The organism is Bradyrhizobium sp. USDA 4461 (assembly GCF_054055655.1).
Map to the genome: position 1 here is coordinate 1,591,056 of NZ_JBSRXM010000001.1, position 20,221 is coordinate 1,611,276.

Consider the following 20,221-nt stretch of genomic DNA (forward strand, 5'->3'; position numbering starts at 1 on the left):
ATCCAGTATTCCAGAGGCGGCCGTGCTTGAGCCGATAGGCCTCGGCGTACTGGGTCGCCCGGTCGAGCCGGGCGACGACAACAATGGATGAGGACAAAACTTCACATCCTCTCAGGTGTGCAATTGCGCCCGATCGCGGTCTTCTGGTTGCACTCGGGCGCCTAGCCGTGCGGCCAGGCCTGCATTGCCAAGCGGCCGATCTTGCCCAACTTCTCGCGCGGTGCTCCGTCGCGCGCCTGGACAGCCATGCCGCGAACGACCGCGCTGTAATAGGCGGCCAGCATGTCGCAATCGGTCGCCGGCGGCACATCGCCGTTGGCAATGCCCCTGCGCATGCGCTCGGCCATCACGCTTTCCGAGAACGCGCGATGCTCGACCATCATCTCACGAATGTTCTTCATTCCCGGCGAGCAATGCGTCCCGGCCAGCGAGATCATGCAGCCAAGCGGGTGATCGCCTCGCGTGAACTCGTCTGCGGTGGCCGCGAGCAAGTGCGCGAATGCGGTTCTGGTGTCGATCGACGGATCATTGAGAATGGCGAGAAACCATTTGCCCGCCCAGTCGAGATAGCTGCTGGTCGCTTCGCAATACAGCGCTTCCTTACTGTCGAATGAATTGTAGAAGCTCGAGGCGCTGATCCCCATCGCATCAATCAGCTCGTCGAACGACGTGCCTTCATAGCCGCGTTCCCAGAACAGCTTCATCGCAGCCTGCAGCGCGGCGGCGCGATCGAAGACCAAAGGCCGTCCTCGGCCGCGCTTTGGGTTGCGCACCTTGCGGTTACGGACCGTGTCGTCCCTGGTGTCGTCCCTGGCTTTCTTCCCTTGGATTATTTTTGGTGTCATCGCTCCAAAATTCCTTGAACGGCGCCTCCCCGAAGTTATATCGCCCCGAAGATATTGGAGGGCTTGCTCCAGATATCAACCCCGCGCGGTATTTTTCCACTCCGGCAACGACAGTGACCAGGCAACACCGACCCGATGCGCCGCAACGCTCAGCCTGCCGTTGGCGGCGCCTCGCCCGGCCAGGCTTCGGGCGGCCAGGCAAAGAATGACGGACGTCTCATGGACCAGATCACCGACAACACGAAGGTAGCACGCGAGCCGCTCGATCGATCGGGAGGGCAACCGCGCAGACGCAGCTGGCGAACCGGCGTCATCGTCGCGGCAATCGCACTCGCCGTCGGATCGGTTTATTTCGGCTTCGCGCCCCATGGGGGCAACAAGGCGGCAGCGGTCGCACCGCCGGCGCCTCCGGTGACAGTCAGCCAGCCGCTGCAGCGCGAGGTCAGCAACAGGATTGACTTCCTCGGCCAGTTCTCCGCGGTCGACCGCGTCGAGCTGCGTGCCTAGGTCGGCGGCACTCTGACCGAGATTCACTTCAAGGACGGCCAGATCGTTCACAAGGGCGATCTTCTGTTTGTCATCGATCCGCGCCCCTACGAAATCAAGCTCGCTCAAGCGCAGGCCGCGCTGCAGACAGCAAAAGCCCGCGTCGAGCTCGCCAACAATCAGCTGACGCGCGCGACGTCACTCAAGCGAAGTGACTTCGCGACGCAGGAAACCGTTGATCAGCGCACCAACGACCAGGATGCATCGCAAGCCGCGGTCGAAGATGCCAAGGCGCGCGTGCGCGACGCCGAGCTTGATCTCGACTACAGCCGCGTGCGAGCGCCCTTTACGGGACGCATCGGCGCGCGGCAGGTTTCGATCGGCAGCCTGATCGCGGGCAGCCGCGCCGCGACCAGCCCGACGACATTGCTGGCGACGCTGGTCTCGCTCGACCCGCTCTATGTCGATTTCGACATGAGCGAATCCGATTTCCTGACATTCTCGCGCGCGCGGCCCCGTATTCAGGGGCCGCTCGCCAACAAGGTCGTGATCCGGCTTTCCGACGAGAATGATTTCAAGCGCGAGGGAACGCTCGATTTCATCGATAACGCGCTCGATCGCTCCAGCGGCACGATCCGGGCGCGCGCGACGGTGCCGAACCCCGATCTCCTCCTGGCGCCCGGTGCGTTTGCGCGGTTGCGGGTCGAGATCGCGCCGCCGGCGCCGGCCTTCTTGCTTCCCGATGCCTCGGTTACGCTCGACCAATCGCAACATCTGGTGATGACCATTGGTCCGGACTCCGCGGTCAAGCCGAAGATCGTGACGACGGGCGATCTGCGCGGCGGGTTGCGGGTTATCCGGTCGGGCCTAGAGCCCGGCGACCGCGTCGTCATCGATGGCCTGGTACGCGCCATTCCCGGCTCAAAGGTCGCGCCGCAGGACGGCACCATTCACTACGACGCGAGCGCCGACGACCGCGGCTAGGTCAAACACCGACAGCGAATCCAGGCGTCGCTTTCCTGACTTCCGGAGCTTCAAATGAGCCACAGCTTCATTGACCGGCCGATCTTCGCCACGGTCCTCAGCGTGTTCGTGACGCTGATCGGTCTCGGCGCGCTCGCGATCCTGCCGATCGCGCAGTACCCCGAGATCGTGCCGCCCACCGTTCAGATCACCACAAGCTATCCCGGCGCCTCCGCCGAGGTGGTCTCGCGCACCGTTGCGACGCCGCTCGAGCAGGAGATCAACGGCGTCGAGAACATGCTCTATATGAACAGTCAGGCGACCGGTGACGGCAAGCTCACTATAACGGTCACGTTCCGGATCGGCACCGATCTCAACGTCGCGCAGATGCTGACGCAGAACCGCGTGCAGGATGCCCTGCCGCGGCTTCCGGAGGACGTGCAGCGGCTCGGCGTGCAGGTCAGGAAGGCGACCCCGAACATCCTGCTGGCCGTGCACCTCTATTCGCCGGATTCTTCACGCGACCTGCTCTACATCTCGAACTACGCGACATTGCATGTGAAGGATGCGCTGGCGCGGTTGCCGGGCGTCGGCGACGTGACGATGCAGGGCGGCCGCGAGTACGCCATGCGCATCTGGCTCGATCCGGACAAGGTCGCGGCCCACAATCTGAACGCAAGCGAGGTGCTGGCCGCGCTGCGCGCCCAGAACATCCAGGTCTCGGCCGGAATCCTGAATCAGCCACCGGTCGCCTCGAAGCAGGCCTATCAGCTCAACGTGCAGACGCTCGGACGTCTCTCGACGCCGGAGCAGTTCGCCTCCATCGTGCTGAAGTCGGATAGCGAGGGTCGCGTGACGCGGTTGCGCGACGTCGGGCGGGTCGAGATCGGCGCCTCCGACTACGGCTCGACCGCCTTCATGGACCGGCAACCCGGCTTGCCGCTCCTGATCTTCGCCCAGCCAGGCGCCAATTCGCTGGCCGTCGACAAGGAAGTGCTCGAGGCGATGCAGAAGCTCGGCAAGGAATTCCCGCCGGGCGTCGAATACAAGATCATCTATGACCCGACCATCTTCGTCGGCAAATCCGTCGACGAGGTGATCAAGACGATCTTCGTTGCGATCCTGCTCGTGGTCGGCGTGGTGTTCCTGTTCCTGCAAAGCTGGCGCGCCGCGATCATTCCGGTGATCGCGATCCCGGTCTCTCTGGTGGGAACGTTCAGCTTTCTGTATCTGCTCGGCATCTCGCTGAACAATCTTTCGCTGTTCGGACTTGTGCTCGCGGTAGGCATCGTGGTCGACGACGCCATCGTGGTGGTGGAAAATGTCGAGCGCAATCTCGAGCGTGGCATGACCCCGGTCGAGGCCGCTCACGTCACCATGACGGAAGTCGGGGGCGCCTTGATCTCGATCGCCCTGACGCTGTGTGCCGTGTTCGTTCCGTCAGCGTTCCTGTCGGGGATCACAGGTCAGTTCTTCCGCCAGTTCGCCGTGACGATCGCGGCGTCCACGCTGATATCCTGCTTCGTGTCGCTGACCTTGAGCCCGGCGCTCTGCGCGGTGCTGTTCAAGGCGCATGAGCCCGGCCGCAAGGCGCGGGGCTCGTGGATCGCCCGGCTGCTGCAGGCAGGGTTTGCCCGCTTCAATGTCGGCTTCGAATGGCTTTCGACCAGCTATGGACGCCTGACGCGCCGGCTGGTGCAGATCACGGGGGTCGTGCTTGTGATCTATGCGGCGCTGATCGGCCTTGCCGGCTTTCAGTTCGCACGGGCGCCGACCGGCTTCATTCCCGAACAGGACCAGGGCTATCTGATCACGGTGTTGCAGCTGCCGCCCGGCGCGACGCTCGACCGGACCGAAGCGGTCGTGAAGAAAGCGATCGAGATCATCATGTCGACGCCGGGCGTGGAGCACGTTGCGCCGTTTGCGGGTCTCGATGCCACGACCTTCACGATCGCCTCCAACGCCGGAACGATCTTCTCGGGCCTGCCGTCGCTTTACAACCATGAGGTCGACGGCGTGACCGCGGCCAGCGTGCTCGCCGATTTGCGCAAGCGGCTGTCGGTGATCCAGGAGGCCTACGTGCTGACGATCCCGCCGCCGCCGGTGCAGGGCATCGGCAATGCCGGCGGCTTCAAGATGATGCTGCAGGATCGTGCCGGGCTCGGCTCGGAGGCACTCGCCAAGGCGGCGCAGACGCTGGTCGCCGCCGCCAACAAGGATCCGAGCTTCGCTGGGGTCTTCACCCTGTTCGGCACCCGCGCGCCGTCGGTCTATGCCGATATCGACCGCGAGCGCGCCGAGAAGGTCGGTCTGACGCCGACCGATGTATTCAGCACCCTGCAGGTCTATCTCGGCTCGCAATATGTCAACGACTTCAACTATCTGGGCCGAACCTACCAGGTGATCGCGCAGGCCGATGGCTCGTTCCGGCAGGACCCGCAGGACGTCGCGCGGCTGAAGGCCCGCAACTCTTCGGGCGAGATGGTGCCGATCGGCACCGTGGCGCGGATGAAATCCGAGAACATGGCTTATCGCGTGCCGCGCTATGACCTGTTCCCGGCGGCCGAGGTGATGGGCGTCGCGGCGCCGGGCGTGGCGACCGGCAGCGCGCTGCATCGGATGGAGGAGTTGGCCCATGAGGTTCTGCCGCCCGGCATCGGCTTCGAATGGACCGAGCTTGCCTTTCAACAGCAGCTGCCGGGAACATCATCGCTGCTGGTGTTCGGCGCCGCCGCTTTGTTCGTGTTCCTGGTGCTCGCCGCCCAGTATGAAAGCTGGAATCTGCCGCTTGCGGTGGTGATGATCGTGCCGATGTGTCTGCTCGCCTCCGTGACGGGCCTGCTGTGGCGCGGCATGCCGATCGACGTGCTGGCCCAGATCGGCTTTGTCGTGCTGGTTGGTCTGGCAGCCAAGAACGCGATCCTGATCGTGGAGTTCGCGCGCCAGACCGAGGAGACCGGTGCGAGCCCGGCTGAAGCTGCAGTCACGGCGGCACGCACAAGGTTGCGGCCGATCCTGATGACGTCGCTCGCCTTCATCTTCGGCGTCGCGCCGCTCGTGGTCGCAACCGGCGCCGGCGCGGAGATGCGCCAGTCGCTCGGCACCGCGGTGTTCGCCGGAATGCTCGGCGTGACCGCGTTCGGCCTGCTGTTTACCCCAGCGTTTTACACCGTGGTCCGCAAGTTCGGGCGCAAGCCGCAGCGCGTGGCAACGCACGAAGGCACATCTTCGGGTGGTGTGAGCGGACACAGCCGTCCCGTGGGGAGCGTGCATCCAGCCGAATGACCCTGTCGCAAGCGTGCGGCGGAGCGACCGGCCCAATCCGGGCTGCGGAATTCGGGTGCCGTTCGAGCCCATTCTCCGGACGACTATCTGATTTTTCGGCTGGCGCGGCGGGCCATGTGCCGCTAAGCCGGTAGCATGCATACGAAGACCGACAGCCTTCCCTCCTCCGCGGAGGCACTGCGATACCCCTGGGAAAACCATCCCGGCCACGACCAGGTCGTGGAGGTGGCGCCCGGCGTGCTGTGGGCGCGGCTGAAGCTGCCGTTCCGCCTCAACCATGTGAACATCTACCTGCTCGCCGACGGCGACGGCTGGACCATGGTGGATGCCGGTTTCGGCAACGAGGAATCGATCGCGGCCTGGACCACGCTGTTCGAGGGACCGCTGCAGCACGTCAAGGTCAAGCGGCTGATCGTGACGCATTCGCATCCCGACCATGTCGGTCTCGCCGGCTGGATCACCGAGCGGTTCGACTGCCCGCTGTTCATGTCGCAGGTGGAATATCTGCAATCGGTCTATCACCAGAACCGCGGCACCGAGGAGCGGCGCAACGCGCAGCGGCTGTTCTTCCGCCGCCACGGCATGGACGAGGACCTCACCGAGAAGCTGCTCGGCCGCGGCCAGGATTACCTGAAGCGCGTCTCGGTGCTGCCGCCGTCCTATCACCGCCTCACCCATGGCGACGAGGTCGTGATCGGCACGCGGCGCTTCAAGGTGATCACCGGCGGCGGCCACGCGCTCGACCAGGTGATGCTGTATTGCGCGGCCGACAAATTGTTCCTGTCCGCCGACCAGGTGTTGAGCAAGATCTCGCCCAATGTCAGCGTCTGGGCGGTCGAGCCCGAGCAGAACTCGCTCGGCGAGTATCTGGCTTCGCTGGCGAGCCTGACCACCACGCTGCCCTATGACGTGATGGTGCTGCCGGGCCATGGCGTGCCGTTCTACGGGCTGAAGACCCGGATCAAGCAGCTCGCCGACCACCATGAGGAGCGCTGCCGGCTGATCGCCGAGGCCTGCCGCGAGGTGCCGCAGACCTCCAAGGAACTGGTGCCTGTGGTGTTCCACAAGCACGTGCTGGACGAGCACCAGATGGGCTTCGCCGCCGGCGAGCTGGTCGCCCATGTCAACTACATGCTGGTCGAGGGCCGCCTGACGGCCGCGATGCACGCCGACGGCATGCTGCGCTTCAGGACGACCTGAGCCCGCCGGGCGATCATACCCCGGGCTATTTGTCCGGAATCAAGCGGGATGGACGGCCGCTAGGGCAATTTGCCCAACTGCGACGCATGTCGAGATGTGGGCCAGTGCATGGACATTAGAGCTGGAAAAGCTCTAAGAAGAGGCAGTCGTTCCGGTCAGGTTCCGCTTTCTGGGTTTGCCGATGGATTACAGCCAGTTTTTCAACACCGCCCTCAACCGCCTGCATGACGAGCGGCGCTACCGGGTGTTCGCCGACCTCGAACGGATCGCGGGACGCTTCCCGCACGCGACATGGCATTCGCCGAACGGCAGCCGCAACGTCGTGATCTGGTGCTCCAACGACTATCTCGGCATGGGCCAGCACCCCAAGGTGGTCGGCGCCATGGTCGAGACCGCGACCCGGGTCGGCACCGGCGCCGGCGGCACCCGCAACATCGCGGGCACCCATCATCCGCTGGTGCAGCTCGAAGCCGAGCTCGCCGACCTCCACGGCAAGGAGGCCTCGCTGCTGTTCACCTCGGGCTATGTCTCGAACCAGACCGGCATCTCGACGCTCGCCAAGCTGATCCCGAACTGCCTGATCCTGTCGGACGCGCTGAACCACAATTCGATGATCGAAGGCGTGCGCCAGGCCGGCTGCGACCGCCAGATCTTCCGCCACAACGACATTGCACATCTCGAAGAGCTCCTGATCGCCGCCGGTCCCGACCGGCCGAAGCTGATCGTCTGCGAGAGCCTCTATTCGATGGACGGCGACGTCGCGCCGCTCGGCAAGATCTGCGATCTGGCCGAAAAATACGGCGCCATGACCTATGTCGACGAGGTGCATGCGGTCGGCATGTACGGCCCGCGCGGCGGCGGCATCGCCGAGCGCGACGGCGTGATGCACCGGATCGATATCCTCGAAGGCACGCTGGCCAAGGCGTTCGGCTGCCTCGGCGGCTACATCGCGGGCAAGGCCGCGGTGATCGATGCCGTGCGCTCCTATGCGCCGGGCTTCATCTTCACGACCGCGCTGCCGCCGGCGATCTGCTCGGCCGCGACCGCTGCGATCCGCCACCTCAAGACCTCGAGCTGGGAGCGCGAGCGCCACCAGGACCGCGCCGCCCGCACCAAGGCGATCCTGACCGCGGCCGGGCTGCCCGTGATGTCGAGCGACACCCATATCGTGCCGCTGTTCGTCGGCGATCCCGAGAAGTGCAAGCGCGCCTCCGACCTGCTGCTCGAGGACCACGGCATCTACATCCAGCCGATCAATTATCCGACCGTCGCCAAGGGCAGCGAGCGGCTGCGCATCACGCCCTCGCCCTACCATGACGACGGCCTGATCGACGCGCTGGCGGAAGCCCTGCTCCAGGTCTGGGACCGGCTCGGCCTGCCGCTGCACCAGAAGCCGCTGGCCGCCGAGTAACCTTATCGGTTTTCCGCCCCCGAATTCGGGCCGGCCGTGCATCGCGCGGCCGGCCCTTTGCGTTATAATCCTGATCCCGGGCCGCTTTGTTTGAGCATGATCTTTTCGGAAAACCGCTTCACACTTTTCCGGATCATGCCCTGGAGGCCGGGAACAGGAGATGAGCAGCGATGCTGCACGATTGGGGCGTGATCGCCACGGCGTTCGCCTACATCGGATTGTTGTTCTTCATTGCCAGCCGCGGCGACCGGACGCCGCCGGACGCGCGCGGCCGCGCCAGCCACTGGATCTATCCGCTGTCGCTGGCGATCTACTGCACCTCCTGGACCTTCTTCGGCTCGGTCGGCTTCGCCACCCGCACCAGCATCGACTTCCTGGCGATCTATGTCGGCCCGATCGTGATGGTCGGGCTGTGCACCCCGCTGCTGCGCCGCGTGATCGCCCTCGCCAAGTCGCAGAACATCACCTCGATCGCCGACTTCATCGCCGCGCGCTACGGCAAGAGCCAGGCGGTCGCGGCCACCGTGGCGCTGATCGCGATCATCGGCTCGGTGCCCTACATCGCGCTGCAGCTGAAGGCGATGGCTTCGTCGCTGGAGACCATCCTGAGCGAGGACCAGGCGTTCTCGAAAATCCCTGTGATCGGCGACATCGCGCTGATGGTGACGCTGGCGATGGCGGTGTTCGCGGTGCTGTTCGGCACCCGCCACACCGACGCCACCGAGCACCAGCACGGCCTGATCCTGGCGATCGCCGCCGAATCCATCGTCAAGCTGGTCGCCTTCATCGCCGCCGGCGCCTTCGTCACCTTCTGGATGTTCTCCCCGGTCGAGCTCTATGAGCGCGCCCTGAAAACGCCGGAGGCGGTGCGCGCGATCGAATATGTGCCGTCGATCGGCAATTTCCTGATCATGACGCTGCTGTCGTTCTGCGCGATCATGCTGCTGCCGCGCCAGTTCCATGTCAGCGTGGTGGAAAACTCGACGCCCGCCGAGGTCACCCGCGCGCGCTGGCTGTTCCCGCTCTACCTCGTCGTGATCAATATCTTCGTGATTCCGATCGCGATCGCGGGCCTCGTGATCTTCCCGTTCGGCGCTGTCGACGCCGACATGTTCGTGCTGGCGCTGCCGATCGAGGGCAATTCGCAACTGCTCAGCCTTGCGGTGTTCGTGGGCGGCCTGTCGGCGGCGACCGCGATGGTGATCGTCGAATGCGTCGCGCTGTCGATCATGGTCTCCAACGACATCGTGCTGCCGCTGGTGCTGCCGCGCAGCGACGACGCCCGCGCCGGCCAGAAGGATTTTGCCGATTTCCTGCTGAAGGCGCGCCGCTTCTCGATCTTCGCCATCATGGTGCTGGCGTATTTCTATTACCGCGCGCTCGGCAATACCCAGCTGGTCGCGATCGGCCTGCTGTCGTTTGCCGCGATCACCCAGCTCGCGCCGGCCTTCTTCGGCGGCCTGTTCTGGCGCAGGGCCACCGCACGCGGCGCCATGGCGGGCATGCTGGTCGGCTTTGCGACGTGGCTCTACACGCTGTTCATCCCGAGCTTCCTGGAAAACTCCACCGCCGGCCTGATGCTGCTGCAACACGGGCCGTTCGGAATCGAGGCGCTGCGGCCGCAGGCGCTGTTCGGTGCCGACCTGCCGCCGCTGCTGCACGGCGTGCTGTGGAGCCTTGCGCTCAACGTCCTCACCTATGTGCTGTTCTCGCTGGCCCGCGCGCCGTCCGCGATCGAGCTGTTGCAGGCCGACGTGTTCGTGCCCAACGCGCTGGCCCCGATCGCGCCGAGCTTCCGGCGCTGGCGCACCACGGTGACGGTGCAGGACATCCAGAGCACGGTGACGCAATATCTCGGCCCCGACCGCACCCGCGAGGCGTTCGCCGCGTTCGCCGCCGACCGTAACATCGTGCTGCAGACCGCAGCACCGGCCGATTTCGAGCTGCTGCAGCACGCCGAGCGACTGATCGCCTCCTCGATCGGCGCCGCCTCCTCGCGTCTCGTGATGTCGCTGTTGCTGCAACGGCGGACGGTATCGGCCAAGGCCGCGCTGAAGCTGCTCGACGATTCCCACGCCGCGCTGCATTTCAACCGCGAGATCCTGCAGACCGCGCTCAACCATGTGCGCCAGGGCATCGCGGTGTTCGACGCCGATCTGCAGCTGATCTGTTCCAACCGCCAGTTCTCCGAACTGCTGGCGCTGCCGTCGCATCTTGTGCAGCTCGGCATCCCCTTGCCCGAGATCCTCGAATATATGGGCGCGATCAGCCCGCCGGCGGCCGGCGACGGCGAAAGCCTGCTGCAACTGCGGCTGCGTGCCTACACCACCGAGGGCGAGCCCTATCTGGAGCGCTTCACCGACCGCCATCTGGTGATCGAGGTGCGCGCCAACCGGATGCCGGGCGGCGGCCTCGTCATCACCTTCTCCGACGTCACGCCGAGCTTCGAGGCCGCGGAGGCGCTGGAGCGCGCCAACGCGACGCTGGAAAAGCGGGTGCGCGACCGCACCGAGGAGCTGACGCGGCTGAACTCGGAGCTCGCGCTCGCCAAGGGCATCGCGGAAGATGCCAACGCCTCCAAGACGCGGTTCCTGGCGGCGGCCAGCCACGACATCCTGCAGCCGCTGAACGCGGCGCGGCTCTATGTCACGAGCCTGGTCGAGCGCCAGAACGGCGGCGAGGATTCGCGGCTGGTCGAGAACATCGACGACTCGCTCGAGGCGATCGAGGACATCCTGGGCGCGCTGCTCGACATCTCCAGGCTCGATGCCGGTGCCATGACGCCGGCGATCACGAGCTTCCGGATGGCGGACCTGATGCGCTCGCTGGAGATCGAGTTCATGCCGATCGCCCGCGACAAGGGCCTCGACCTGCGCTTCGTCGCCTGCTCGCTGCCGGTCGAATCCGACCGCTCGCTGCTGCGCCGGCTGTTGCAGAACTTCATCTCCAACGCGATCAAATATACCCCGCGCGGCCGCGTGCTGATCGGCTGCCGCCGCCGCGGCGACACGCTGCAGATCAGCATCTACGATACCGGTGTCGGCATCCCCGTGCAGAAGCGCGGCGAGATCTTCAAGGAGTTCCACCGCCTTGAGCAGGGTGCCCGGATCGCCCGCGGCCTCGGCCTTGGATTGTCGATCGTCGAGCGGCTGGCGCGCGTGCTCAACCACCGCATCGCGATCTCGGCCAATGTCAGCGGCGGCTCGGCGTTCTCGGTCACCGTGCCGGCCGCGACCGCAGTCAACCACACCGCAGCCGTCACCAGCGCCACCCCGCTGGCGAAGACGCCGATGAGCGGCTCGCTGATCGTCTGCATCGAAAACGACCCCGCCATTCTCGACGGCATGAAGACGCTGCTGACGGCGTGGGATGCCGAGGTGATCGCGGTGCTCGATGCCGACGGCGCGATCAGCGCGATCGAGGCCGCCGGCAGCCGCGTCACCGGCGTGCTGGTCGACTATCACCTCGACCGCGGCAACGGCGTCGCCGCGATCCGCGAGATCCGCCGCCGCTTCGGCGACGGCATCCCGGCGATCCTGATCACCGCCGACCGCAGCCCGGCCGTGCGCGCCGCAGCGCGCGAGGAAAACATCGCGGTGCTGAACAAGCCGGTGAAGCCGGCCTCGCTGCGCGCCCTGCTCGGACAGTGGCGGACGCAGCAGATGGTGGCGGCGGAATAGCGGCGAAGGTGCGCGATCCAAGTCAAACCACGCATTCCGTCATCCTGACGTGCGAGCAGAGCGAGCCTCGAAGGATGAATCGGCCCGGCTGGTGGCCGTCGACCCTTCGAGACGCGCGCAAGAGCGCGCTCCTCAGGTGACGGAGTTAGGCCCGGCGGAACGCTAGCTCGACGGCGTGCCCTGGCGCCACTGGCCGCCGGCGATCTTGGCGGCGGCGATCACGGCTTGCGTCCGGCTTTCGACGCCGAGCTTCTGCAGGATGGCCGAAACGTGGGCCTTGATGGTCGCCTCGGAGACGCCGAGCTCATAGGCGATCTGCTTGTTGAGCAGCCCCTCCGACAGCATCATCAGGACCCGCACCTGCTGCGGGGTCAGCGTCACCAGGCGATCGCGCAGCCGCGTCATGTCGGGATCGCCGGCCGCCGAGAGGTCGGTGTCGGGTGGAACCCAGACGTCGCCCTCCATCACCTTCATGATGGCATCGCGCAGCGTCTCGACACCGAACCGCTTGGGGATGAAGCCGGAGGCGCCGAAATCAAGCGAGCGGCGGATGGTTCCGGCATCGTCGCTGGCGGAGACGATGACCACCGGGATCGCCGGATATTGCGCCCGCAGATAGATCAGACCGGAAAAGCCGCTGATCCCGGGCATCGAGAGATCGAGCAGGATCAGATCGACCTCGGAGTCCCGTTCCAGCAGCGCAGTCAGATCCTCGAACGATCCGGCCTCGCTGATAGTGGCCGAACTCACGACGCTTCCCACTGCCTGACGCAACGCATCGCGGAACAGCGGATGGTCGTCGGCGATGACAAGATGAGTATTGGCAGCAGCAGTCATCTCAGTCCCACTAGCGGATCTCGGCAGATCCGCGCCGTTTGGTTGTGACCCGCGCGCCAGTATCACGCAAGTGCTTGATAATACCAGATGCCAACGCAGTTAACCCGCCGAACTTGTGCGCTGCAACAGATGCGCGTGGGTGCGTTCCACTCAGTTCTCCCCTTGAAGATAAGTTCGAGCGTGCAAAAGCCAAAAGTCTTATTGGGGCGGGTTTCGCTGCGATGTTACTTTGAAAGGAAGCGTCAGGCTCATTCGGGCCTGGTCAGCCAAGCGGGGGCTCGCATGGCAGCAATAATTCGGGGGGAGCTATCCAGATGTCCACAATGACTGCAACTTCGGCGCGGCCCGCCGGCATGACCAAGGATGAGCGTTTCGTCATCCTGGCGTCGTCGCTCGGCACCGTGTTCGAGTGGTACGACTTCTATCTCTACGGTTCGCTGGCTGGCATCATCGGCGCGCAGTTCTTCTCCGACTATCCGCCGGCAACCCGCGATATCTTCGCGCTGCTGGCGTTCGCCGCGGGCTTCCTGGTGCGCCCGTTCGGCGCGATCGTGTTCGGCCGGGTCGGCGACATCGTCGGCCGCAAATACACCTTCCTCGTCACGATCCTGATCATGGGCCTGTCGACCTTCATCGTCGGCCTGCTGCCCAACGCCAAGACCATCGGCATCGCGGCGCCGATCATCCTGATCTCGCTCCGCCTATTGCAGGGTCTCGCGCTCGGCGGCGAATATGGCGGTGCCGCGACCTATGTCGCCGAGCATGCGCCGCAGGGCAAGCGGGGCTACTACACCTCGTTCATCCAGACCACGGCAACCCTCGGCCTGTTCCTGTCGCTGCTGGTGATCCTGTTTACCCGCACCTTCACCGGCGAGAAGGATTTCGCCGAGTGGGGCTGGCGCATCCCGTTCCTGGTGTCGGTGCTACTGCTCGGCATCTCGGTCTGGATCCGTTTGCGGCTGAACGAATCGCCGGTGTTCCAGCGCATGAAGGAGGAGGGCAAGACCTCCAAGGCTCCGCTCACCGAAGCCTTCGGTAACTGGGCCAACGCCAAGATCGTGATCCTCGCGCTGCTCGGCCTCACCATGGGCCAAGCGGTGATCTGGTACACCGGACAGTTCTACGCGCTGTTCTTTTTGCAATCGATCCTGAAGGTCGACGGTTACACCGCCAACCTCCTGATCGCCTGGGCGCTGCTGCTTGGCACCGGCTTCTTCCTGGTGTTCGGCGCGCTGTCGGACAAGATCGGCCGCAAGCCGATCATCCTGGCGGGCTGCCTGATCGGCGCACTGACCTTGTTCCCGATCTTCAAGATGATCACGACCAACGCCAATCCGGCGCTGGAAAAGGCCTATGAGACGGTCAAGGTGCAGGTCGTTGCGGATCCCGCCGGCTGCGGCGATCTGTTCAACCCGGTCGGCACCCGCGTCTTCTCGGCGCCGTGCGACACCGCCCGCGCCTTCCTTGCCCAGTCGTCGGTGAAGTACTCCACCGTGCCTGGCCCGGCCGGCGCGCCGGTGAAGGTCATGGTCAACGATAAGGAGGTGCCGTACACGGACGCCAAGACGTCGAACCCCGCGATCACCGCGGCGGTGCAGGCGGCGGGCTATCCGAAGGCGGGTGACGCCGGCATCGTGAAGATGTCGAACCCGTTCGACGTGTTCCGTCCGCAAGTGGCTGCGATCATCGGACTGCTGTTCATCCTGGTGCTCTACGTCACCATGGTCTACGGCCCGATCGCCGCCATGCTGGTCGAGCTGTTCCCGACCCGTATCCGCTACACCTCGATGTCGCTGCCCTATCATATCGGCAACGGCTGGTTCGGCGGCCTGCTCCCGGCGACCGCGTTCGCGATCACCGCCTCGACCGGCGATATCTACTCCGGTCTCTGGTATCCGATCATCTTCGCGGCAATCACCGTCGTGGTCGGCGCGCTGTTCATTCCGGAAACCAAGGACGTCGACATCACCAGGACCTGACCGTCGACATCTCGGTCAACATGCATCGGCCGCGGAGCGATCCGCGGCCGATGTCGTCTTAAGCGGCGACGCGAACGCGTCAGCGCGTGGCGCCGATGAATTGCAGCACGATCTCGCGGCGGTGCGGCCGGGCGCGATGCTCGATCAGGTAGATGCCCTGCCAGGTGCCGAGCGCCATCTCGCCGTCGAGCACCGGGACCTGAAGCGAGGTCGCCGTCAGCATGGTCTTGATATGTGCCGGCATGTCGTCGGGGCCTTCGGTGTCGTGACGCCAGCCGCCGTTCGCGGGCGCGGCGCGATCGAGCGCCGTCATCAGGTCGACCAGCACCGTCGGATCGGCATTCTCCTGGATCGTCAGCGAGGCCGAGGTATGACGGATGAACAGCGTCACCGCCCCCTCGCCGGCGCGCACCTCGCGCAGGAATTTTGCGACCTCGCGCGTGATGTCGATGAAGCCGCTGCCCTGCGTTTCGACCGTCAGGCGCGACGAGACGATGCTGGTTGCGGCGACGGAGGACGGCGCCGAGCGGACCATTTTTCTCGGTGAGTTCATCTGTACTTTCTCAGCACGTCGTCCCGGCGAAGGCCAGGAGCCATACGCCGCGGCATTTCAGTTAGGAAGATTTGGAGTTACCAACTTAGCCACCCAACTCCCAGCGGTGGTTATGGGTCCCACCAGGCCGGGATGACAGCGATGGCGCCGCCTCAAATCTTGCCGCCGTTGACGTCGCGCTGCACACGGTTGGCCATCTCGATCAGCCGCCGCCAGGCCCGCTCCAGGAACGACATCATGCGATCCATGTCGCGGTCGCTCGGCAGCGGGATTTCGATCTTGCGCTCGCCCTCGGCGATTTTCGGCTCCGGCTTCTTCAGCTGATCCGATTTCGGCAATGCCTCGTCGGTCTTGGCCGACGGTGCGCGCGCGGCGAGTTCGCCCTTCAATTTGTCATTGTCGGCTTGCAGGCGCCCGATCTCGGCATCCAGCGCGGCGCGCTCGTCCGGCACCATGTAACAGGCCCAGCCGGCGCTGGAATTGGTGCAGGTCGACACCGCGCCGGTGCGCGTATCGAGCCGCAGGAATCCGTCGCCGGCCGGAGATAACGCGTAGCGGCCGTTCTCGGTATCGGGCGCGGTTTGCGCGGAGACCGCAGCGCTCGAGATCAGCACCGCAGCAATTGCGATCGACAATCTCGACGGCGACATCGCGATGGGCATGGCTTGCTCCGCCTCAACCTGATCCCGCCCCTATTGCCCAGAGCTATAGGGCTTGCGGCCTGACTTCAACGCGTCCTCGAGCAATTCGATCCGGTCCTGGCCCCAGAAGACCTCGCCGTCCAGCACATATCCTGGCGAACCGAACACGTCGGCTTCCAATGCATCCTGCCGATTCTGCTCATAGGCCGCGCTGATCGCATCGGAGCCCGAGCGCTCCACCAGCTGCTTGCCCGGTAGGCCCGCATCGTCGGCGAGCCTCACCAGCGTCGCTGGATCGGCAAGGTTGAGCTGAAGCTCCCACACCGCGGGATAGGCGCGTTGCAAGAACGGCTCAGGATCAAGCCCGGCTTCGAGCAGCGCGATCACGACGCCATCAGCGAGGCGTCCGTTGAACGGCCAGTTGGCCGGCTGGAGATGGAAATTGAGGCCGCGCTTGACGCGCCAGCGCTGCAACTCGATCATCCGGTAGCGCTGCCGCACCGGGTGACGCTTGGCGAGCGGCAGTCCACCGGTCTCCGAGAACAGATCGACCAGCAGCACGGGCCGGTAATTTACCTTGAGATCGTAAGTGCTTACGAGCCGCACAAAGGGCTGGTGGCCGATATAGGCCCAGGGCGATTGCAGCGAGAAGTAGTAGTCGATCTGGCGCGGCATGCGGAACCTTGACTGCACGAGAGGTGGGACTTTCGCCGATCCCAGCAGAGCGCGGGAAGCCAGGCAATATCGCTCGATGCCACGCCAGCTGTTGCACTGCGATCACTGCGTCACTCTGACCTTGAATATCTTCAAATAAGATCAGCAGAATCAAAGCAATAACTGGTTACGACGCAATCTTGACTTGATTAGACGCGGTAAGTATGGTCCGCGCGGCTTTTGACGGGGACGGGCGCAATTTCCATCATCCGCGGCATCGGTTAGTGTTCGCAGCATGGCTGAGAACACCAACCACGGCGCAGGTGGAAGTCGCGATCAATCGCCTCCTGACGAAGCTGCGCTTTCCGCAAGGCTCGGAAGTCTCGATCATCGGTTGTCAGAAATTCGCGACAGCCGCAGGAGCAAGACTGATCAATCCGATAATGAAAGCGGGGACAGTGCGGCCAGAGCTTCGGCGATGGCGCTCGGTTTTCGTCTTTCCTCGGAGCTGATCGCGGGCGTTGCCGTCGGAGCGGCGCTTGGCTGGGGGGTCGACCGTTTGCTGTCGACATCGCCATTCGGATTCATCGTGTTAACGCTGCTCGGCTTCGTCGCCGGCGTGGTCAACGTGGTGAGGTCCGCGGGCGTGGCCTCGGGCAAGCGCTGAGCGCTGGCGGAAGTCACGACATTTGAAATTCGATAACCGGCAGGACGGCCGGTGGACCAAGAGCCGCGCGGATGAAAATCGACCCGATCCATCAGTTCAATATCGAGCCCCTCTTCACGCTCGGCCACATCGGCAATCACACGATCGCCTTCACCAATTCGTCGCTCTACATGTTCATCGCGGTGCTCCTGATTGCGCTGCTGATGCTGGCGAGCGGCCGGGACCTGGTTCCGGGACGGCTGCAGTCGGTCGCCGAAATCTCCTACGAATTCGTCGCCACCACGATTCGCAGCACGGCCGGCGCGGAAGGCATGAAGTTCTTCCCGCTGATCTTCTCGCTGTTCATGTTCCTGTGCGTCTCGAACCTCGTCGGCGTGATCCCCTACACCTTCACGATCGCGAGCCACCTGATCGTCACCGCGGCGCTGGCGCTGTTGGTGTTCTTCACGGTCCTGATCTACGGCGTCTACAAGAACGGCCTGAAATTCTTCAGCATCTTCGTCCCCCACGGCGTTCCGATCTACATCCTGCCGCTGGTCATGTTCATCGAGATCCTGTCGTTCTTCCTGCGGCCGGTCTCGCACAGCGTTCGTCTGTTCGCCAACATGCTGGCCGGCCACATCGCGCTCAAGGTGTTCGCGGGCTTCGTCGCGATGCTCGGCTTCTCGCTGGGCGCGCTCGGCTGGGTCGGCGGCGTGCTGCCGCTGGCGCTCACGATCGCACTGTACGCCCTCGAACTGCTGGTCGCGTTCCTGCAGGCTTACGTGTTCGCGATCCTGACCTGCATCTACCTCAACGACGCCATTCATCCGGGACACTAAGCGGTCCGGGGAATCTCCACCCACCAATCCGTCTATCTTTCTCAAGGAGCTACAAATGGAACCGGCAGCAGCAAAACTTATCGGCGCGGGCATCGCGTGCATCGGCATGGGCGGTGCAGGCGTCGGCGTGGGCATCATCTTCGGCAACTACCTCGCCGCTGCGGTGCGCAACCCCTCGGCCGCTCAGGGCCAGTTCGGCAACCTGATCTTCGGCTTCGCCGTGACCGAAGCGCTCGGCATCTTCTCGCTGCTGATCGCGCTGCTCCTGCTGTTCGTTCCGCTCTGAGCGGCACCCCGGTTCCGCTTCAGCGGTAACCTGTCGCGCCGCCCGAAGGTCATACCAAGGGCGGCGCGCATGACAGCAACAGGAGAACACCATGGCTGAGAGTCATGGCGAGGCAAAAGGCCCGGCAGCCGGCGCCCACACCGAGGCCGAAGGCGGACATCACGGCGGAGCCTTTCCGCCGTTCGATTCGTCCAATTTCGCCTCGCAGCTGGTGTCGCTGGCGATTGCATTTGTCGCGCTCTATCTGATCGTGTCGCGTATCGCACTGCCGCGCGTCGGCGGGACGATCGATGCACGCCAGAACAAGATCGAGGGCGATCTGGCCGAGGCGCAGAAGCTGAAGGACGAGTCCGACGCGGCGCTGAAGGCCTATGAAACCGAGCTGGCGAATGCGCGCTCCAACGCGCAGGCGATCGGCAACGAGACCCGCGAGAAGCTGAACGCGGCCTCGGAAGCCGAGCGCAAGGCGCTGGAAGAGAAGCTGGCGGCCAAGCTCGCCGACGCCGAGAAGCAGATCGCAACGACCCGGACCAACGCCATGGCGAACGTCCGCGGCATCGCGGCGGATGCGGCCGGCGCCATCGTCCAGCAACTTGCCGGCGTCACGCCGGACGCCAACGCGGTCAACAGCGCCGTCGACGCGTCGCTGAAGGGATAGACGGATGTTTTACGAACCGGAAACCTGGGTTGCGATCGCTTTCGTCGTTCTGCTGGTCGTGTTCGGCTATCTCGGCGTCCATCGCACCCTGCTGACGGCGCTCGACCACCGTGCCGAGCGCATCAAGGCCGAACTGGAGGACGCCCGCCGTCTGAAGGACGAGGCCGCCAAGCTGCTCGGCGAGTACAAGGCGCGCCGCGCCAGCGCGGAGCGCGAGGCCCAGGAGATCATCTCCAGCGCCAAGGCCGAAGCCGAGCGGATCGCGGCCGAGGCCAAGACCAAGATGGAAGATTTTGTCGCCCGGCGGACCAAGACCGCCGAGAGCAAGATCGCCCAGGCCGAGGCCCAGGCCGTGGCCGATGTCCGCACCGCCGCCGCCAACGCCGCCGTGACCGCCGCCTCGACCATCCTGTCGCAGTCGGTCAAGGGCTCGGTTGCCGACGACCTCGTCGGCAAGGGCATCGCCGAAGTCCGCTCCAAGCTGAACTGACGCGATCTCAACTGCTTCCGAATAAGGCCGGCGCGAGCTGATCGCGCCGGCCTTTTTTCTTTGTTCCAGGACGCTACTTCTTCTTGTGCGGGGCGGCGCGAGGCTTCGGCTCCGGCTTCAGGGCCTGCGGGTCGAAGCCGATATAGAAGATGTAATTGTCGTTGTCGGCCGGCGACGGCGCGGGATAGACCACATCCTCGGCGACCAGGCTGAACGGCACGCTGCCGCTGTCGTCCATCTGCACCGTTGTGGTGTAGGCCTTGGTCATGATGGTCTTCTCGCCGACGCCGCCCTGCACCACGGCGACGCGGAGCGGCACCTGGATCGACGGCGGCGCGCCCTGGGGGCCGACGATGATCCGCCCCTGGATGCCGATCTTGGCCGTGATCTGGCCGCTGTTCAGATTGCATTGCCGCGCCGTGCGGGTGATCGAGGCCAGGAACTTGACGTCGTTGCCGACCGCCTCCTTGCCGTTCGCGGCCACCGAATAGGTCGAGGCCCCGGAGCGGATCTGCACCGGCGGACAGGTCAGCTCGGCATCGGCGTCGTTGAGCTGCTGCGGCGCGGCGGGCGCGGCCGGCTTGTCCTGGTCCGACGAGCCGCCGCCGAACAGGCTCTTGAAGCGGTCGCTGAGCGACTGCGCGGACGCCGCCGACGGCAGCAAGGAGACCCCGAGCCCGATCGATACCGCCGCCGCGAGCGCGAACCTGATCACCCTGTCACCCATGCGATATCCCTGCATTCTCCAAATCCGGGTTCCCCGTT

General features: G+C 64.9%; 18 protein-coding genes. 12 read left to right on the top strand and 6 right to left on the bottom strand.

Annotation, left to right across the window (positions count from 1 at the left end; translation table 11 throughout):
- Positions 1 to 161: 161 nt before the first annotated feature.
- Positions 162 to 740 (bottom strand): TetR/AcrR family transcriptional regulator, encoded by a 579-nt coding sequence (locus ACVINW_RS07545; RefSeq protein WP_456750713.1) that lies wholly within the window; start codon positions 738 to 740, stop codon positions 162 to 164.
- Positions 741 to 1,064: 324 nt separating this feature from the next.
- Here ACVINW_RS07545 and ACVINW_RS07550 point away from each other — a divergent pair, with 324 nt between their 5' ends.
- The 6 genes from ACVINW_RS07550 (at position 1,065) to ACVINW_RS07575 (ending at position 11,870) form a co-directional block, all read left to right on the top strand.
- Entirely contained in the window at positions 1,065 to 1,352 is a 288-nt protein-coding gene (locus ACVINW_RS07550; RefSeq protein WP_456750714.1) for a hypothetical protein, read from the top strand.
- A 12-nt stretch (positions 1,353 to 1,364) separates the two neighbouring features.
- The gene (locus ACVINW_RS07555; RefSeq protein ID WP_456756332.1) at positions 1,365 to 2,315 is read left to right on the top strand and encodes an efflux RND transporter periplasmic adaptor subunit; all 951 of its coding nucleotides are present in this window, start codon (positions 1,365 to 1,367) and stop codon (positions 2,313 to 2,315) included.
- 54 nt (positions 2,316 to 2,369) lie between these two features.
- Positions 2,370 to 5,579, top strand: coding sequence for an efflux RND transporter permease subunit (locus tag ACVINW_RS07560; protein ID WP_456750715.1), 3,210 nt, complete (start codon positions 2,370 to 2,372; stop codon positions 5,577 to 5,579).
- Positions 5,580 to 5,714: 135 nt separating this feature from the next.
- Complete coding sequence (locus ACVINW_RS07565) at positions 5,715 to 6,779, top strand: MBL fold metallo-hydrolase (protein ID WP_456750716.1); 1,065 nt, start codon at positions 5,715 to 5,717, stop codon at positions 6,777 to 6,779.
- A gap of 181 nt (positions 6,780 to 6,960) precedes the next feature.
- Positions 6,961 to 8,190 carry a 5-aminolevulinate synthase gene (gene hemA, locus ACVINW_RS07570; RefSeq protein ID WP_456750717.1) on the top strand — a complete coding sequence of 410 codons (1,230 nt, stop codon included), beginning with the start codon at positions 6,961 to 6,963 and terminating at the stop codon, positions 8,188 to 8,190.
- A gap of 170 nt (positions 8,191 to 8,360) precedes the next feature.
- Positions 8,361 to 11,870 (top strand): PAS domain-containing hybrid sensor histidine kinase/response regulator, encoded by a 3,510-nt coding sequence (locus tag ACVINW_RS07575; RefSeq protein ID WP_456750718.1) that lies wholly within the window; start codon positions 8,361 to 8,363, stop codon positions 11,868 to 11,870.
- A gap of 162 nt (positions 11,871 to 12,032) precedes the next feature.
- On the opposite strand, the gene ACVINW_RS07580 is transcribed toward ACVINW_RS07575, so the two are convergent.
- Complete coding sequence (locus tag ACVINW_RS07580; RefSeq protein ID WP_212021572.1) at positions 12,033 to 12,707, bottom strand: response regulator; 675 nt, start codon at positions 12,705 to 12,707, stop codon at positions 12,033 to 12,035.
- 314 nt (positions 12,708 to 13,021) lie between these two features.
- On the opposite strand from ACVINW_RS07580, the gene ACVINW_RS07585 reads away from it, so the two are divergent.
- Positions 13,022 to 14,686 carry an MFS transporter gene (locus ACVINW_RS07585; protein WP_456750719.1) on the top strand — a complete coding sequence of 555 codons (1,665 nt, stop codon included), beginning with the start codon at positions 13,022 to 13,024 and terminating at the stop codon, positions 14,684 to 14,686.
- A 79-nt stretch (positions 14,687 to 14,765) separates the two neighbouring features.
- On the opposite strand, the gene ACVINW_RS07590 is transcribed toward ACVINW_RS07585, so the two are convergent.
- From ACVINW_RS07590 to ACVINW_RS07600, 3 genes are all read right to left on the bottom strand, one after another.
- The gene (locus tag ACVINW_RS07590; RefSeq protein ID WP_456750720.1) at positions 14,766 to 15,239 is read right to left on the bottom strand and encodes a secondary thiamine-phosphate synthase enzyme YjbQ; all 474 of its coding nucleotides are present in this window, start codon (positions 15,237 to 15,239) and stop codon (positions 14,766 to 14,768) included.
- A gap of 152 nt (positions 15,240 to 15,391) precedes the next feature.
- Entirely contained in the window at positions 15,392 to 15,901 is a 510-nt protein-coding gene (locus ACVINW_RS07595; RefSeq protein WP_456750721.1) for a hypothetical protein, read from the bottom strand.
- Between the two features lie 30 nt (positions 15,902 to 15,931).
- Positions 15,932 to 16,555 (bottom strand): DsbA family protein, encoded by a 624-nt coding sequence (locus ACVINW_RS07600; RefSeq protein WP_456750722.1) that lies wholly within the window; start codon positions 16,553 to 16,555, stop codon positions 15,932 to 15,934.
- Positions 16,556 to 16,829: 274 nt separating this feature from the next.
- Between ACVINW_RS07600 and ACVINW_RS07605 the strand changes: the two genes are divergently transcribed.
- The 5 genes from ACVINW_RS07605 to ACVINW_RS07625 all read left to right on the top strand — a co-directional run bounded on the left by ACVINW_RS07605 (position 16,830) and on the right by ACVINW_RS07625 (position 19,456).
- Positions 16,830 to 17,201, top strand: coding sequence for an AtpZ/AtpI family protein (locus ACVINW_RS07605; RefSeq protein WP_212021558.1), 372 nt, complete (start codon positions 16,830 to 16,832; stop codon positions 17,199 to 17,201).
- 71 nt (positions 17,202 to 17,272) lie between these two features.
- Entirely contained in the window at positions 17,273 to 18,022 is a 750-nt protein-coding gene (locus ACVINW_RS07610) for a F0F1 ATP synthase subunit A (protein WP_456750723.1), read from the top strand.
- 55 nt (positions 18,023 to 18,077) lie between these two features.
- Positions 18,078 to 18,308, top strand: coding sequence for a F0F1 ATP synthase subunit C (locus tag ACVINW_RS07615; RefSeq protein WP_016847054.1), 231 nt, complete (start codon positions 18,078 to 18,080; stop codon positions 18,306 to 18,308).
- Between the two features lie 91 nt (positions 18,309 to 18,399).
- Positions 18,400 to 18,966, top strand: coding sequence for a F0F1 ATP synthase subunit B (locus tag ACVINW_RS07620; protein WP_456750724.1), 567 nt, complete (start codon positions 18,400 to 18,402; stop codon positions 18,964 to 18,966).
- A 4-nt stretch (positions 18,967 to 18,970) separates the two neighbouring features.
- Positions 18,971 to 19,456 (top strand): F0F1 ATP synthase subunit B family protein, encoded by a 486-nt coding sequence (locus tag ACVINW_RS07625; protein WP_456750725.1) that lies wholly within the window; start codon positions 18,971 to 18,973, stop codon positions 19,454 to 19,456.
- Positions 19,457 to 19,529: 73 nt separating this feature from the next.
- Here ACVINW_RS07625 and ACVINW_RS07630 read toward each other — a convergent pair whose 3' ends face one another.
- A complete protein-coding gene (locus tag ACVINW_RS07630) occupies positions 19,530 to 20,183 on the bottom strand; it encodes a hypothetical protein (protein WP_456750726.1) in 654 nt (217 codons plus the stop codon).
- Positions 20,184 to 20,221 lie beyond the last annotated feature (38 nt).